Source organism: Ruminiclostridium cellobioparum subsp. termitidis CT1112, from assembly GCF_000350485.1.
Taxonomy (GTDB): domain Bacteria; phylum Bacillota; class Clostridia; order Acetivibrionales; family DSM-1351; genus Ruminiclostridium; species Ruminiclostridium termitidis.
Map to the genome: position 1 here is coordinate 106,169 of NZ_AORV01000078.1, position 16,454 is coordinate 122,622.

Annotated in this window: 16 protein-coding genes and 1 riboswitch; of the genes, 6 read left to right on the forward strand and 10 right to left on the reverse strand. The window is 42.9% G+C overall.

Translation table 11 applies throughout. The features are described 5' to 3' along the window. Positions 1–388 precede the first annotated feature (388 nt). The 3 genes from mmsB to chvE form a co-directional block, all read right to left on the reverse strand. On the reverse strand, positions 389–1,561 hold the full coding sequence (gene mmsB, locus CTER_RS26505; protein WP_004631148.1) for a multiple monosaccharide ABC transporter permease: 1,173 nt from the start codon (positions 1,559–1,561) through the stop codon (positions 389–391). Between the two features lie 67 nt (positions 1,562–1,628). Beyond that, positions 1,629–3,164, reverse strand: coding sequence for a multiple monosaccharide ABC transporter ATP-binding protein (gene mmsA / locus CTER_RS26510; RefSeq protein ID WP_004631100.1), 1,536 nt, complete (start codon positions 3,162–3,164; stop codon positions 1,629–1,631). Positions 3,165–3,314: 150 nt separating this feature from the next. Further along, positions 3,315–4,394: a multiple monosaccharide ABC transporter substrate-binding protein gene (gene chvE, locus CTER_RS26515; RefSeq protein ID WP_004631091.1), complete on the reverse strand. Its 1,080-nt coding sequence runs from the start codon at positions 4,392–4,394 to the stop codon at positions 3,315–3,317. A 437-nt stretch (positions 4,395–4,831) separates the two neighbouring features. On the opposite strand from chvE, the gene CTER_RS26520 reads away from it, so the two are divergent. The 3 genes from CTER_RS26520 to CTER_RS26530 all read left to right on the forward strand — a co-directional run bounded on the left by CTER_RS26520 (position 4,832) and on the right by CTER_RS26530 (position 8,011). Continuing rightward, on the forward strand, positions 4,832–5,614 hold the full coding sequence (locus CTER_RS26520; protein WP_004631053.1) for a DeoR/GlpR family DNA-binding transcription regulator: 783 nt from the start codon (positions 4,832–4,834) through the stop codon (positions 5,612–5,614). A gap of 23 nt (positions 5,615–5,637) precedes the next feature. Beyond that, positions 5,638–7,152: a sugar ABC transporter ATP-binding protein gene (locus CTER_RS26525; protein ID WP_004631223.1), complete on the forward strand. Its 1,515-nt coding sequence runs from the start codon at positions 5,638–5,640 to the stop codon at positions 7,150–7,152. A 220-nt stretch (positions 7,153–7,372) separates the two neighbouring features. Beyond that, positions 7,373–8,011 carry a corrinoid protein gene (locus CTER_RS26530; protein ID WP_004631079.1) on the forward strand — a complete coding sequence of 213 codons (639 nt, stop codon included), beginning with the start codon at positions 7,373–7,375 and terminating at the stop codon, positions 8,009–8,011. Positions 8,012–8,169: 158 nt separating this feature from the next. Here the strand turns inward: CTER_RS26530 and CTER_RS26535 are convergent, their stop codons facing one another. Beyond that, positions 8,170–8,403 carry an HPr family phosphocarrier protein gene (locus CTER_RS26535; protein WP_004631209.1) on the reverse strand — a complete coding sequence of 78 codons (234 nt, stop codon included), beginning with the start codon at positions 8,401–8,403 and terminating at the stop codon, positions 8,170–8,172. Between the two features lie 272 nt (positions 8,404–8,675). Here CTER_RS26535 and CTER_RS26540 point away from each other — a divergent pair, with 272 nt between their 5' ends. The 3 genes from CTER_RS26540 to CTER_RS26550 are packed head-to-tail and all read left to right on the forward strand — an operon-like array spanning position 8,676 to position 9,953. After that, positions 8,676–8,873: a helix-turn-helix transcriptional regulator gene (locus CTER_RS26540; protein ID WP_004631111.1), complete on the forward strand. Its 198-nt coding sequence runs from the start codon at positions 8,676–8,678 to the stop codon at positions 8,871–8,873. A gap of 2 nt (positions 8,874–8,875) precedes the next feature. Further along, on the forward strand, positions 8,876–9,292 hold the full coding sequence (locus tag CTER_RS26545) for a hypothetical protein (protein ID WP_004631067.1): 417 nt from the start codon (positions 8,876–8,878) through the stop codon (positions 9,290–9,292). Positions 9,293–9,329: 37 nt separating this feature from the next. Continuing rightward, entirely contained in the window at positions 9,330–9,953 is a 624-nt protein-coding gene (locus tag CTER_RS26550; protein WP_004631056.1) for a hypothetical protein, read from the forward strand. Between the two features lie 9 nt (positions 9,954–9,962). Here the strand turns inward: CTER_RS26550 and cobS are convergent, their stop codons facing one another. The 6 genes from cobS to CTER_RS26580 all read right to left on the reverse strand — a co-directional run bounded on the left by cobS (position 9,963) and on the right by CTER_RS26580 (position 16,308). Beyond that, on the reverse strand, positions 9,963–10,712 hold the full coding sequence (gene cobS, locus CTER_RS26555; RefSeq protein WP_004631070.1) for an adenosylcobinamide-GDP ribazoletransferase: 750 nt from the start codon (positions 10,710–10,712) through the stop codon (positions 9,963–9,965). An 8-nt stretch (positions 10,713–10,720) separates the two neighbouring features. After that, on the reverse strand, positions 10,721–11,281 hold the full coding sequence (gene cobU / locus CTER_RS26560; protein WP_004631078.1) for a bifunctional adenosylcobinamide kinase/adenosylcobinamide-phosphate guanylyltransferase: 561 nt from the start codon (positions 11,279–11,281) through the stop codon (positions 10,721–10,723). Between the two features lie 68 nt (positions 11,282–11,349). After that, positions 11,350–12,582, reverse strand: a complete 1,233-nt coding sequence (locus tag CTER_RS26565) for an ABC transporter ATP-binding protein (protein WP_004631042.1) — start codon at positions 12,580–12,582, stop codon at positions 11,350–11,352. Between the two features lies 1 nt (position 12,583). Then, complete coding sequence (locus CTER_RS26570) at positions 12,584–13,621, reverse strand: FecCD family ABC transporter permease (RefSeq protein WP_004631089.1); 1,038 nt, start codon at positions 13,619–13,621, stop codon at positions 12,584–12,586. Positions 13,622–13,637: 16 nt separating this feature from the next. Then, a complete protein-coding gene (locus CTER_RS26575; protein WP_004631050.1) occupies positions 13,638–14,684 on the reverse strand; it encodes an ABC transporter substrate-binding protein in 1,047 nt (348 codons plus the stop codon). A 129-nt stretch (positions 14,685–14,813) separates the two neighbouring features. Beyond that, a riboswitch (cobalamin riboswitch) is annotated at positions 14,814–14,994 on the reverse strand. A 135-nt stretch (positions 14,995–15,129) separates the two neighbouring features. Continuing rightward, complete coding sequence (locus tag CTER_RS26580) at positions 15,130–16,308, reverse strand: phosphopentomutase (RefSeq protein ID WP_004631128.1); 1,179 nt, start codon at positions 16,306–16,308, stop codon at positions 15,130–15,132. Positions 16,309–16,454: the final 146 nt, after the last annotated feature.

Here is a 16,454-nt window from a genome sequence, read left to right on the forward strand (position 1 = left end):
TGTGTTATCGTTATTTTTTTAACAATCACTTTTAAAAAATTAAGCCACTAATCTTTTTTCATACATGGCTTAACAGAGTTAAAGCTTCAAGTTGTTATGCCGTATAGTGTTAATTATTTAACAATGTTTTATGATATTATTTTAGCTCTTTGTTAATTATTTGTCAATATTATTTTTAATATTTTTTCTTATTTTTTATGTAACCATATTATAAATAAGGTTGAATATTCTGGCATATTACAGCTGTCTTGCAGCACTATGCCACCCGCGTTGGAGGAATTAAAAAAGGCATGGTGCAGAAAGCTTTAATTCTGAACCGTGCCTTGAATTTTATATTGCATGCTATTGTAAAAAACTTTAAACTGCCGGGTTCCCGGAACACAGGATATCAGTCAGCGTTGGACTTTGATTTCGTGTACACGTCAAATGCCACAGCTGCAAGGAGAACCAGGCCCTTGATTGCCTGCTGCCAGTCTATGCCCACACCCATGATTGACATACCATTGTTCAATACACCCATTACAAGTGCACCGATTATTGCTCCTATTATTGTACCGATACCGCCCGAGGCTGAAGCTCCGCCTATGAAGCAGGCTGCGATGGCATCCAGCTCAAAGTTGGTGCCGGCCTTCGGTGTGGCAGCGTTCAAACGCCCCGCAACCACCAGCCCTGCAAGTGCGGCAAGCAGTCCCATGTTTACATATACCCAGAACATAACTCTCTTGGTTTTGATACCCGAAAGCTTGGCTGCCTTTTCATTTCCGCCCAGTGCGTATATATGACGTCCTGCAATGGTCTTCTGTGTAATGAAAGTATATATGGCAATAAGTGCAACTATCAGGATAAGAACTATTGGGATACCCTTGTAAGCGGCAAGGCTTACCGTCAGAAGGTTTATTGCGGCTACTATGACTGCTGTCTTGCCTATGGTTATGGGGAGAGGAAGTGTTTCAAAATTATACTTCTTCATGCTTTGAATATTTTTGTATTCAAGGAATATGAATACCAGAGACAGTATAATACCTGTTATCACGGCTATCATGTTCAAACCGCCCACCTTGAAGACATCTGAAAGGAAAAAGCCGTTTGCCATGGCCTGGAAGGATTCTTCATAAGGTGATATGGTTTGGCCCTTGAGAAGAACCATTGTCAAGCCTCTGAATACCAGCATGCCTGCAAGAGTTACAATAAATGCCGGAATCCGGATATATGCTATCCAGAAGCCCTGCCATGCCCCTACCAGCGCACCGATAACCAGACAAAGGACAACTGCGATCACCACAGGCATGTGCATCTGGACCATAAATATTGCGGATATGGCTCCGATAAAAGCGGCCACTGATCCAACAGACAGATCCACATTGCCTGTCAGTATTACCAGAAGCATACCTATTCCAAGAATAAGTACATAGCTGTTCTGCAATATAAGGTTGGTGATATTCAACGGTTTAAAGAGTATTCCTCCGGTCATTATCTGGAATAGTACCATAATAACAACAAGAGCTAACGCCATGGCATACTGGCGTATGTTATTTTTAATAAAAGATTTAAAATTTGTCATTTATAACCTCCACGTGACGCAAGAGCACGTCACTTACATATAAAGTAAAGATTGAATATACACCTGCTCACGCTGTTCCTTTGGCGTGGTTCATTATACATTTCATAATGCTTTCCTGGGTAGCCTCCGAACGGGGAAGCTCTCCGGCAATTTCGCCTTCGTTCACAACGTATATTCTATCGCATAAGCCAAGTAATTCAGGCATCTCGGAGGATATTACAACTATCGATTTTCCGCTGTCTGCCAGTTGGTTTATTATGGTATATATTTCATACTTTGCGCCGACGTCTATACCTCGCGTAGGTTCATCAAGAATCAGGACATCAGGATCGGTAAAAATCCATTTGCTCAATACCACCTTTTGCTGGTTGCCCCCGCTGAGATTACCGGCCTTCTGCATTATGCTGGAGGATTTGATGTTGAATTTTTTACGGAAGTCTTCAGCAACCACATTCTCATCATGTTCTCCAACAACTGAATTTTTGCTTACCTTCCTGAGATTGGCCATTGTAATATTATTCTTTATATTATCTATAAGAACAAGACCATAATTCTTTCTGTCTTCTGTCACATAAGCTATACCCGACTCTATTGCCTTACTCACACTCGACAGTTCCACAGGCTTTCCCTTCAGCTTGATGGTTCCGGTAATTTTGCTGCCGTAGCTCCTGCCGAATATGCTCATGGCCAACTCGGTGCGCCCTGCTCCCATCAGTCCTGCAAGCCCTATTATCTCTCCGCTTCTCACCTTCAGATTAACATTGTTTATTACCTTCCGGTCATGTATCGGATGGGTAACATTCCAGTCAATAACTTCCAATATGGTATCCCCGATTTTCGGCTCTCTGTGCGGGAACCGGTGGGACATGTCGCGGCCGACCATTCCTTTGATGATCCGGTCCTCGGTAATCTGATCCTTGCCCTTTTCAAGGGTTTCAATGGTCCTGCCGTCTCTGATGACGGTTATCCGGTCGGAAACCTTTTCTACCTCATTAAGCTTATGGGATATCAGTATGGATGTAATTCCCTTTGCCTTCAGGTCGGTAAGCAGCTCCAGAAGCTTGTTGCTCTCTTCATCGTTCAATGCCGCCGTCGGTTCATCAAGAATGAGCAGCTTGACATCCTTGGCCAGAGCTCTTGCAATTTCCACCAACTGCTGTTTACCCACACCTATATTGGTTATAAGTGTGTTGGGACTTTCATGCAGACCCACAAGTGATAATAATTCATTAGTCCTTGTAGTCGTTTCATTCCAATCTATGACACCGGTTTTTGCCTGCTCATTTCCTAAAAATACGTTTTCAGCTATGGACAAATAGGGAATTAAGGCAAGTTCCTGATGAATTATAACAATACCAAGTTTTTCGCTGTCTTTTATTTCTTTAAAGTGACACAGATTGGAATCAAATATTATGTCTCCCGAATATGTTCCATAGGGATAGATACCACTTAAAACATTCATGAGGGTCGACTTTCCGGCACCGTTTTCACCAACCAAAGCATGTATTTCTCCGCTTCTTACCGTCAGGTTAACATTGTCCAATGCTTTGATGCTAGAAAACGTCTTGGTAATATCTTTCATTTCGAGTAATAGTTTAGACATTTTCTCAGCTCCCTATCCTTTATAAATTTTGTAAACTATACTGCTGCTTATTACAGAGAGCGCCATCTCACCAACTGAAGCTCTTTATGGATCAGTTACCGCAAAATGGCGACTCTGCAATCTATAAAAATTATTTTTTAGGGGATGCTGTTATTTTAAATCTGCTTCCTTGTAATATCCGCTGTCAATCAATGTCTGCTTGTAGTTTGACTTGTCAACCGGTACCGGCTCACAAAGATATGATGGAACAACCTTCTTACCGTTATCGTAAGTCTTTGTATCATTAACCTCAGGTTCCGAACCGCTGAGAACTGCATCCACCATCTTAACGGCTTTTTCAGCAAGAGTTCTTGTGTCCTTGAAGATTGTTGAATACTGTTCACCTGCAATTATTGATTTTACGGATGCTACTTCTGCATCCTGTCCGGTTACTATTGGCATTTCCTTATCGCCTTTGCCGTAGCCGACACTCTTAAGGGCTGAAAGTATGCCTATTGAAATACCGTCATATGGTGATAAAACGCCATCAACCTTTTCAGTTGTGTAATTTGCACTTAAGATGTTCTCCATACGGGACTGGGCTGTGGCTGCATCCCAGCGGAGAGTTGAAACCTTATCCATACCCGTCTGGCCGCTCTTTACTACCAGAACACCTTTGTCGATTAACGGCTGTAATACCGACATGGCACCGTCATAGAAGAAGAAGGCATTGTTGTCATCAGGCGAACCTCCGAACAATTCGATATTGAACGGGCCAGGCTTGGTATCGGCTTCCAGTCCCTTTACCAGGGAAGTAGCCTGCTGAACGCCAACCTTGTAGTTGTCAAAGGTAGCATAGTAGCTTACATTTTCGGAATTTCTGATCAAACGGTCATAAGCTATAACCTTTACATTTGCATCTGCTGCTTTTTTAAGTACATCTGTGAGAGCAGAACCGTCGATGGAAGCAACAACCAAAACCTTTGCTCCCTTTGAAATCATGTTTTCAATCTGTGCAACCTGGTTATCGATATTGTCTTCACCATACTGAAGATCAACTGTGTAACCCTTGGCTTCGAGCTGCTTTTTCATGTTGTCGCCATCCTGGATCCATCTCTGGGAGGATTTTGTCGGCATTGCAACTCCAACCAGTTTGCTGTTGTCCTTGGTTCCGCAGGCTGTAAAGCCTAAAGCCACTGAAAGAGTCATAACCATGGAAAGAGTACCTGCAATAATCTTTCTCAATTTCATTTAAACACTCTCCTTTTCCCGCAAACGCTTTCTTTTATGATCGTTTGCTTTCGTTTTGTAAATACATGTTATCACCAGCATGTATAATTGTCAATAAAATTGTGCATAATTTATAATTTACATATTTTTATATAAGCTGTTTTGTGCATCATTACCACATTTTATTAATTCAGCTTACGAAAAGTATTGTTTTTGAGCGTTTGTGAATGTTTCCACAATGATTTAAAACGTATCCGGCACTGAAAACCGCTAAAACCATAACATAACTTATAATTTCAACAATGTTATTTATTGATTTTAGTTGGGATATGCTTTATACTCAAAATAACTCCTTTCGATAGGTTTCATTTTATTATTGTAATCACTCAATCCGGTAGTCTGTAACAGTTCTTTAAATAGATGAAACTGATAATATTATTGTTAATAAGGAAGAATATATGTTTGCTATTGAGAGAATAAGAATAATTAAAAACTATCTGCTGGAAAATAAACAGGTTGAAGTAAATCAGCTCAGCCAGATGCTGGGAGTATCAGAGGTTACAATACGCCGGGATCTTGAAAAGCTGGAAGGTGAGGAGTTTCTTACGCGGACTCATGGAGGTGCGGTTCTGGGCAGCATAAAGGACGCTGTCTCGGAGAATATGGAAGCGGGATCATTCCAGGATTATTTTGAAATCTCAAAAATTGCCATCCGCATGATCAACGACGGCGATGTAATAATGCTCACCAACGGAGCCATTAACCTGGAAATTGCAAAACAGCTGAATTCCAAAAACCGGGTCACCGTCCTCACAAACGACCTGAATATAGCGTTTCACATAATGGAAGCACAATCTGCAAAAGTAGTCCTCCTGGGAGGGGATATTGATTATAATACCAAAGCCGTTTTCGGAACACTTACTGTAAACAATCTCAACAATTTTTTTGTGAACCGCCTTTTCATAGAAATAGACGGCATATCAAACAACCTTGAACTGACTGTATCCAATATCGACATGGCAACTTTCATTAAAGAAGCTGCCAAAAGTGCAAATGAAAAAATAATCGTCTGCACATCCTCGGCCTTTGAGAGGAACTCTTTTTACAGAGCCGGATTAATAAAAGATTTATGTGACAAACTAATAACCAATCATACATTATCGGATCAGCATAAAAATAATATTTTTAATGCAAACATACAGTTATTTACCTCTATAGATTTGTTTGAAGGTAGAGTTTAATCTTCTTTTGGAGGTTGTCGACCATGAGAATTCCCAAACTGGAAGTCAGGAATATAAGTAAACACATCAGTGACGCTTTTTCTCTGCACAATGTCTCATTGGATCTATGTTCCGGTGAGGTGCACGCCTTCATAGGTGAAAACGGCTCAGGTAAATCCACTGTCATCAAGATCATAAGCGGTGTCGTCAAACAGGACAGCGGCGAAGTTTTGATCGACAATGAGCCGGTCGTCATAGAAAGCGTGGCAGAGGCAAAGCGCCACGGAATATATTGCGTATGGCAGGACATAAACCTGTACCCCAATCTGTCTGTTGCTGAAAACATTTACATGGATCATCCCAAGAGTCAGAACAGTTTTTTGGCCCGCAACAGGTTCAGAATGTTCCGGGACTGCACCGATATATTCGACGAATTCGGCATTAATATCGATATCCGCACCAATGCCGGAGAATTGGGTTTTGCACAAAGGCAGCTTGTGGAAATGGTGAGGGCCTATGTTTCCAATGCCCAGATTGTCATATTCGATGAGCCTTCAGCTGCCTTCACCTCCAAGGAGAAGGACATATTGTACAGGATAATCCGGGCATTGAAGGAAAAAAACACAGCAATCCTGTATATAACACATCTGTTGGATGAAATCGAGCTGATAGCCGACCGGGTTTCAGTTATCCACCAGGGCAGGATGATAGGAACCCAGACAGTCAACACTACCTCCAAGGATGATATTATCAGGATGCTGGCTGTTCCGGCAGAGAAAAACCGCTATCCCAAACTGAATATTTCGGTAGGAAAGGTGATAATGTCTGTTAAAGATCTCAGTGCGGCCAACATTCTGAACTCAATCACCTTTGAACTCAAAAAATCTGAAATTCTGGGAGTTACTGGGCTTATGGGCTCGGGGAGGTCCCTCCTGGCGCAATGTCTTTTTGGCATTACCCCCATCAAAAGCGGAAGTATAGAAATCAATGGCCAAAAGGTAAAATTATCGTCACCGGAGGATGCCATCAGGAATGGAATAGCCCTGTTGCCCGAAGACCGAGCCTCAAGCTCAATTTTTGGCTGCCTCAATCTTGAAAATAATGTGACTCTTTCATCCCTCAAGAGATTTGAACAGTATAAATATCTGCATAACAAGATTATGACCGATGTTACGGATACATATATAAAAAAGCTGAGTATCCGGCCGGGCAATCTTCATGATCTGCTGGAAACATACAGCGGCGGCAACCAGCAGAAAGCTGCCGTAGCCCGGTGGATGATGAGCCGTTCAAAAATATTTATTCTTGATGAACCTACCAGAGGTGTTGATGTGGCATCAAAGACAGATATATATAACTGTATCCTGGATCTGGTATCCAAGGGTGCTTCAGTCATACTCATCTCCTCCGATATTGAAGAAATACTCGGGATGTGCGACAGGGTGCTGGTATTGTCCGAAGGTGAGATATCAGGTGAATTCCGGCGCAGTGAAGCCACAAAGGAAGCTATAATGTACAAGGCAACCATAAAAACAGCCGGCAGTTTAAATCAAAAGTAATAAAATGTTTATACAAATATTCAAATTTGTATTACAATATATATCAAACTTATATTACAATGTGTATATGTATAATAGCATTAATGTACTAAAGCGACTTAAGACGAATGTATTTTAACACAAATGTATAAGCATTGATCGTACCTCTCACGCAGCAAAATCCGCAAAGCGGCTTTTCACTACTATTTGTGTACGGCTATGCACGCAGATGGGAGACAATATGAGTATACTTAACGAAATTTCGCAAAATCTTCAGATAGGTAAGGCAAAAATTGTAAAGGAGCTTGTACAAAAAGCCCTCGATGAGGGCTATAAGCCCCAGGAGATACTGAATGAAGGGCTCCTTCCCGGAATGGCCGTTATCGGGGAAAAGTTTAAAAATGATGAAATTTATGTCCCGGAGGTCATGATTGCGGCAAGAGCCATGAATATGGGAACAGAGCTGCTCAAGCCCCTGTTGGCCTCAAGCGGTGTCAAGGCCGCAGGAAAGGTTGTCATCGGCACTGTTGCAGGAGATCTGCATGATATAGGAAAAAATCTTGTTAAAATGATGATGGAAGGCAGAGGCCTGGAGGTAGTTGATTTAGGAGTTGACGTATCTGCCGGCCGTTTTGTTGAAACAGCCATAAATGAAAATGCCCGGATAATTGCATGCTCCACCCTGCTTACCACCACAATGGCAGAGATGGAAAATGTGGTAAAGGCGGCCGAAGAAGCCGGGATTAGGAATAAAATATCCATAATGGTAGGCGGAGCGCCTGTGACCCAAAACTTCTGTGAGACAATTTCGGCAGATTTTTATACCGCCGACGCAGCTTCTGCTGCCGACGTGGCGGCAAAAATCTGCGAAAACCCGTAACGGGCACCCCATTCATGCCTGTTTATTATTCACCCCAAGACAGTAAACAAAGGCTGTAAAGTATATTGAAAATTACTTTTACAGCCTAATTTAACCTGTTGTGCTAATCGAAATTTTGTATTGCTTTACAGAAAGATTTAATCAAAATCAACTGGTAACTAATAAATGTGCATATACTCGTCCAGTTCCTTAAACAGCTTGCCGGTATCCTCATCATCAGGTACTACAATTGACAGCGGCTCATCCAGCTTGAGGATGAACATTCCCAGTATAGACTTTGCATCAGCCATGCCGCTTTTTCCATGAATCCAGATATCAAAGGGATACCGGCTGACAATCCTGTTGATATTCTCAATGTCCTCTATTCTTTTGATTTTAATTGGTCTTACCATTTTAAACTCCTTTCTGCCTGTTCAAAATCAGGTCTTTCAGTATAAAATGTAAGTATTATTGTATGCGTAATCCTTATGTATTATGAATTGCTTATTATTTACCCGTTAACATGGAAGATGAAACACCGTGCCAAGATTAAAAATTATTGCCTGTGATATTAAAAATTCAAATTTAAATTTGCGTATGGAAAGTTTACTTGACATGAAATAGCTATTATGTTATTTTATTTACGGAAAGTATACTTTCCATTTTGCATTATAAAGAGGTATATATGAAGAACAGACTTGAAGAAATACGTAAGCAGCGCGGAATCAAACAAGAGGACCTGGCATCCGCACTGGAGGTATCCAGACAAACTATAGGCTCTCTGGAAAACGGGAGATACAACCCGTCTATTACTCTGGCTTTTAAAATTGCCCGTTATTTTGGCATGAGCATTGAAGAAATTTTTATTTACGAGGAGGAATAACAGTGAAAAAGAAATTTCCCTTTGGTATTTTACAACTGATTACAGGTATTTGCCTCATAATACTCAGCTTCCTGTTAAAAGCTGAAATTGCAAAGCCCATATGCGGTGTTTTTATAGGTGTTGGAGGAGGTCTTTCGGGACTGGGAATAATCAGGCTGATTACATATCATATTGAAAGCAGTAACCCCGCCATTAGAAGGGCGAAGGAAATTGAAAATAATGATGAAAGAAACACAATGATCCGGAACCGTGCAAAAGCTAAAGCCGGTGACATCACCCAGTGGCTCATTATCGCAATCACTTATGTTACCATACTGATTTCGGCGCCTTTATGGGTGTCATCCTTTGTAGTAGCCGTATATGTACTTTACAATCTGATAGTTGTTTTTCTGATTAATAAATATCAAAAAGAGATGTAAATGCAAATAGCCTGGAATCCAAAGGAGGAAATTATTAATGGGTTTTTTACGGAAAAAGCTAAGCAGCGGAAGTTTGAAAGAGAGAATACTGTTTTGTTATTTGGTTTTTTTTGTTTTATTTTTCGGAATAACAATAATTAGCTATTATTTTCTGCCGGAAGGTATTCTTAAAAATAAAAATCCATTACAGGATTGGGAAACCTCAAAAAACACTTTTATCTCGACTTTACAGATTTTCTTTTATAATCAGCTATCTGTCATTGTTGTTATTTTCGGAAGCTTGTTTGGCAAGAAGAAGGAGAAGGATATTAACTATTTTTCTATAGGATACCTTGCATTTTTTACACAGATTTGCATTAACGGCGTCGTTTTGGGAACATGGTCTTTTTCTATGGGAACCGAAGCTGTTCCGCTTATATCAAGAATTACCCGTACTTTTGATCTTTTGCATAGAGCAGGCTTTTGGGAAATGTCGGGACAATTGCTCATCACTTGCGCGGCTGCCCATATCTCAACGGTCCTGACCAATGGAAAAAACACAATTACAAAAAGCTTCAAAGACATACAACTTTCAAAGGCAGAAAAACTCGTTCTTTTTGCAGGCTTGGTTCTTATGCTGACCGGGGCTGTTGTCGAGAGCGTTGCCATAAATGCTTTATAGAACAGTATTCTAAAATAATATCCCGCATGCCGCCACCAGAAATATGCATTGGTTCAGTTCGCATACCGCTCCAAGTATATCTCCTGTGGCACCGCCTACCTTGCTGCTGAAATATTTTACCGTCAAAAGAGCGGCCAGCGGCGGAAGCAGCAATATAATCCACAGCTTGAGGTCAAAAGTCAGTAAACTGATCACAGAATATATGATTAATCCCCATATCAGCTCCTTTTTGCCGCAGAAATCTATAAAGGATTTTCCAAGGCCCTCCCCCAGTCTGGCATAGCCCGAAACGGCAGCTCCGACAAGAGAACCTGCTCTCCCGGCCATTGGCATGAGCAATATTATTCTCAAAAAGTATTCTTCATTTATTTGAGTCAGCGCAGTAAAGTCCAGCAGCAATACACTGGCAACGGCAAGGACAGCATTGGTGCCCACCCTGCTGTCCCTCATTATCTCCAGAATCCTTTCCTTGGGGCGGTTGGAGAATATACCGTCAAAGGTGTCACCCAGACCGTCAAGGTGAAGTCCCCCGGTTATTGCTATATAAAGTACAAGTACAAGTGCCGAGACCATTACCCTGGGAAAAATAAAAAGCAAACCGTAGGCGGCAATTGTCAGCACAGCCCCTATCACAAGTCCCACAAAGGGCGCAAATACGAGGCCTTTTCCAAAATCCGAACTATTGGCGGTTATTTGTATGTTTATAGGTATTCTCGTAAAGAACTGCAGCATCAATACCAGTCTTTTTAAAGCTTTCATTTTAACCCCTATCCCTTGATCTTCACAGGTATGCCCGAGACACAGAAATAAACCTCGTCGGCTGTTCCGGCAAGAAGCTGGTTCATCCTTCCGGCTATATCTCTGAAGTCCCTTCCCATTGAGTATGCCGGCACAATTCCCATACCCACTTCATTTGTTACCAGAATGAAAGGCACATCATTCATTTTCACAAGACTTACAAGTCTTTCCAGCTGGTGAAGTATTGTATCCTCAATCTCATCCGCCCCGTCCCTTGTGAGGCTGTCCCAATCACAGCTCCCATCCAGCATGAGATTTGATACCATAATTGTTATGCAGTCCAAAAGAACGGCGCTTTTGCCTTTCAGCAATCCCTCAAGGGCCATGTCCAGATTTTTATAGCCTTCATAGGTCTCCCATTCGGCAGGTCTTCTTTCCCTGTGTCTGGCTATTCTCTGTTCCATTTCCTCGTCTGTACGTTTTGCGGTTGCCACATACAGCACATTGTTTCCCTGCTCTGCCGCTTTTTTTTCGGCAAAAGTACTTTTACCGCTGCGGGCGCCGCCTGTCACCAGGATCAATTTTCCCATATATCCATATATCCTCCGAAAATTCTGCAAAGTAATATTTTGGGGCTTGCAAACTTATCAAATAAATTCTATAGAACTTCATGCAGCTGGGCTGATGTGATAACCGCAGCAGCAGTTTCTTTTAACCGCTTGTAAAGCGCAGTTGCCTTTCCGTCTGTAAAATCCCTTGTTTCGGGCAGTTCATCCTCAATAATGACCAGTTTGTTTGCATTCAGTGCCGCTTCAAGGTTTCTGAAATTTTGAAAACCAAAGGGCATATTGCACAGGATAGTAATTTCAGAATCCTTAATATATGAAATATTTCTGGCATGAATTTCATCCGATATTTCGGTAAAAGGCTTTTCCACCAGGTATTTCATTCCGAATACTTCGGCGCTGCCAATATCACTGTCCCCCTGTGAGAAAACCCCTGCCGTGGCATTGTAACCCTGCTCGTATAACTGTCTCAAAACTCCCGCGGCAGAGCCTCCTCCGCCTATAACATGCACCAGCTCGGATTTCTTGCCGGCAGTATCCCTGTTGATATAGAGATCCAGCAGTCCAGTTATCCTGTTCTTATAAACCAGTGCATTTATGCCGTAAACGCAGGAAAGATTTTCCGAGGTAAGCACCTCTTGGGGAAAGCCGTCGGCAACAATTTCTCCGCAATTCATCAGGACCAGCCTTGTACAGTATCTGGCAGCGATTTTCAGATCGTGTATTGCCGCAACAACGGTGGTTCCCGTTAATGACAGCTCCCGCGAGTATTCAAATATCTGCTCCTGATAGGTGATATCCAGGCTGGCGGTGGGCTCGTCCAACAGAATTATATCCGTTTCCTGGGTGAGGGTTTTTGCAAACAGAACCCTCTGCCTTTCTCCGCCCGACATTTCAGTCACAGGGCTTTCTTCAAGCCTGCCGGTATGGGTATAGTCCATATTCCTTCTTGCTATGGTGTAATCCTCTTTTGACTCGGCCCTGAACCTCTTAATATAAGGATACCTTCCCATAAGAACAATATCAAGTGCCGGGAACGGAAACCCGACAGTGGTATTCTGATGCATCAATGCGACCTCTTTTGCCAGCAGCCTCTCAGTGTACTTATTGATATCAGTGCCCTTGATTTTTATATGGCCGTCGGCTTTGTTCAAACCGTTGATGCACTTTAACAGTGTTGTTTTACCTGCGCCGTTGGGCCCAATCAAACCGATGAAATCCCCTGCCTTTATATTCAGGTCGATACCTTTTAATATTTCCTTGTTGTTTATTGAATAATTAAGATCTTTTATTTCAATGATACTGTCCGCATTATAACCATCCATATTATATCAGAGCCCCTCCCTCTTTTTTGGATCTGAGAAGAAGATAGAGGAAGTAGGGCGCTCCAAGCAAAGCTGTGATTATACCCACGCCCAGTTCGTAAGGTACCGCCACCACTCTTGATATCAGGTCGCAGGCAACAAGGAATATGGCACCGCCTATTGAACTTGCGGGCAGAAGTATTTTATGGTCAGGTCCCACAAGCAGCCTCATAATATGGGGCACTATCAGCCCCACAAAGCTTATTGCTCCTGTCACGCATACGCTGCTTGCAGTTGCTGCCGAAACAAGTACCAACAGTATGGTTCTGAGTCTGTCGGTGTTGAGTCCCACCGATCTGGCCTCCTCCTCACCCATGAGCAGAACATTCAGATCCCTGGAAAACAAGTGCATAAGCACTACACTGACCAGCACAGGAATGACAATCAGCTGAAAATGTTCCCACCTTCTGCCTTCAAGCCCACCTGTGGACCAGAACAAAAATTCCTTGACCTGGTAATCATAGGACAGGGTCAGTACGATATTTGTTATTGCTCCGAGGAAAGTGCTGACTGCAATACCTGATAGTATCAGGGTCAGAACGGGAACCTTTCCCTTTCGGTAGGATAATATGTATATTGCCATTATTGCTAAAAAAGCTCCGGTAAATGCCGAAAGGGGCAATACAAATATGCTGGCTGCCGCCAGTCCAAGCTTAATGGACAGCACCGCACCCAGACCTGCACCGCTGGATATTCCAAGTATTCCGGGATCTGCCATGGGATTTCTGAACATCCCCTGCATCACGGCACCCGAGGTGCCAAGGGCTGTGCCGGCAAGGGCAGCCACTGCCACCCGCGGAAATCTCACCAGAAAGATTATGGGCTCCTGCCCTTGGGCAAAGGTTGCATCCGGCAGCAATCCAAGGTTTTTAAGTATTATCCTGAAGGTGTCAAAAAACGGCACATATACGGCACCGACTGCAGTACCTGCTATCATCACAGCAAGCAGTACCATAAGCATTACCGGTATTATTCCAATTTTTAAACCTGCCCTTTTCACATGATCCTCCACCTATCTATTTAAACAAGTCCGGATATGCGGCTTTTGCCATATCCTCAACAGCCAGCACGGAATAGTGTGACGTAGCACTTAAATGGTTGTAAGGCACTGAAATAATCCTGTTGTTTTTTACCGCTTTCACACCCGCTAAAGATTTATCTTCCCTGATGGATTTGGTCAGGCTTTCAGGAGTTGCCTTACTTGTATCATAAAACCATGACGGTACGCTGATAATATCGGGATCATATTTAACTATCATTTCCTTTGAAAGCTGCGGCCAGCCTGTCAGGCCTTCTTTCGACACAGGGTTTGTCAAGCCTGCTCTTGTAACTATATCGTCAAAATTTGTATCTTTGCCGCTTGTGCTGCCCATCTCACTGTAATCTATAATGCTGAGCTTCTCTTCCTCCTTCAGTACAGACAGCCTGTCCGAAACCGACTTAAGCTTTTGGTCCATCCAGTTTGCCAATTCTTCGGCCTTACCGGCATTATCGGTTATATCACCCAACAGCTTCAGCATTTCCTTCTCCTGGTCTATATTAGAAGGGGTTTTTAAAACAAAAACATTAATGTTCGAATCCCTCAGCTGCTTTATTATATTGGCATCCGACCAGGCATCGGCCAGAACCAGGTCAGGCTGCAGCGCAAGTATCTTTTCAGCATTGAAATCCATCCTCTGCCCTACTCCCCTGGCAGCATCGGTGATATTTGATACTCCCTGGTCCTCCGCAAAATACGTCATTGCTGCTATCTGGCTCTTATCTGTCAATGAGATCAGCATTTCACAGACCCCCAGGGGAAAAGCGGCAATCTTGACAGGCTTTGCCGCTATAGTGACTGAAGTTCCGCTGGCATCCTTCAGAGTCAGGGGATACCGGACAGCCTTTGAATCTATCCCGGTGCTATCGGTTGCCGTACCCGGTGCGGCTGTAGTTGATAGTGCTGCCGATTGGGCGGCGGTACCGGCTGCTGAGTTTCCGGAAATATCAGCCTGGCCGCAGCCTGCAAACAGCCCTGCTGCCAAAACAAAAACCATAAAAAGTGACAATATTTTTATCTTCATTTTATTTTCCTCCATTTAAAAAACCCCGTAAACACAAGGTGTTCAGGGGCTTAGATACTTTATTTGCAAACTTATCAGATGTTACACCTTCCCTATCTCTCGTAGAGTTGCAGTGTCAGGAAATGGCGAACCACTCCCCGGCTGCAAACAGGTATTCTGACTCAGGCTTCATCACTCTCCAAACCTTCCCGGCTGTTAACCAGTGGCAAATCATGGAGAACTCCTCCAACACAGCGGCGGGACCGTGCAGGGCTCAAACCTGCTTCCCATATCTGCATCCTTGTATTCAATTTTAAGGTTTACCAAAATCAACATAACGCGTTGTTCCGGTTAATTCTGGCAAACATTTGCTACACTATTTATAATAGTACATAAAAATACTATTGGCAAATTTTAATTATTCAACATCCTGCTTAGCTCAGATCATTGCAAATATCCCAACCGTTTACTTTGCTATCAGGCCATGGAAGCTTTCACCCGGAAATTCATTTTTGATTCCGAAAACTTCGGCAATTGTGCTGGCAAGGTCGGCAAAAGTTTTTCTGGTTCCCAGATTTACATCCTGCTTTATATTTTTTCCGTATAGGAGCAGCGGCACGTGTTCTCTGGAGTGGTCGGTGCTGGGAGTTGTGGGATCGCAGCCGTGATCGGCGGTTATTATCAACAGGTCATCATCCCTCATGGCCCCAACTATTTCGGGAAGCCGTGCGTCAAACTCTTCCAAAGCCTGCCTGTATCCCTCTGCATTGTTTCTATGTCCAAAAAGCATATCAAAGTCAACAAGGTTTGTAAAAATAATGCCCTTATTGTTTTCCTTCATATATTTCAAAGTGACGTCAACACCATTCATGTTGCTCTTGGTGTGTTCAGCCACTGTAATACCCTTCCCTGAAAAAATATCTTCTATTTTTCCCACTGCAATTACGTCCAGCCCTTTTTGCTGCAGCTTGTCAAGGATGGTATCCGCTGTGGGCTCAGCCGAAAAATCCCTCCTGTTCGTTGTACGGGAAAAGTCCCCGGGCCGGCCGGTAAACGGGCGGGCAATGACACGTCCTACCATGTTTTCCCCCTGCAGCATATCTCTTGCTATCAGGCAAATCCTGTACAGTTCCTCCACAGGAACAATCTCTTCATGTGCAGCTATCTGGAATACGCTGTCGGCCGAAGTGTATACAATGAGCTTTCCCGTCCTCATGTGCTCTTCACCATATTCCTTGATTATCTCTGTGCCTGACGCCACGCAATTTCCCAGAATGCCTCTTCCTGAGAGCTCTTCAAATTTTTCAAGGATTTCCTTTGAAAAGCCGTTGGGATAAGTGGGAAACGGATACTCCAGCTGCAGCCCGGCAATTTCCCAGTGGCCGGTAATGGTATCCTTACCTTTCGACACCTCGGCCATCCTGCCATAGCTTCCGGTTATACTCCGGGGCACCGGAAGATAATCAATGCCGTCAACTTTCCCCAGTCCCATATTTGCCATATTCGGCAGCTTTATTCCGCCGCAGCTTTTCACTATATTTCCCAGAGTGTTGCTTCCCGTATCGCCGTAATCCGGTGCATCCGGAAGTTCACCAACTCCCACGCTGTCCAATACAATCAGAATTGCTCTGTTAATGTTCTCCATATATAAAAACCTCCATAACCAGTTAATCTACAATATTTCCAATCATTTTATTAATACCAATCTATCACAATTTTAAACCAAAATACAATAAAAATACGTCTTCAAATTTGTTTTTTTAAATTATTTAAGGGTTATTGCTCAATTTT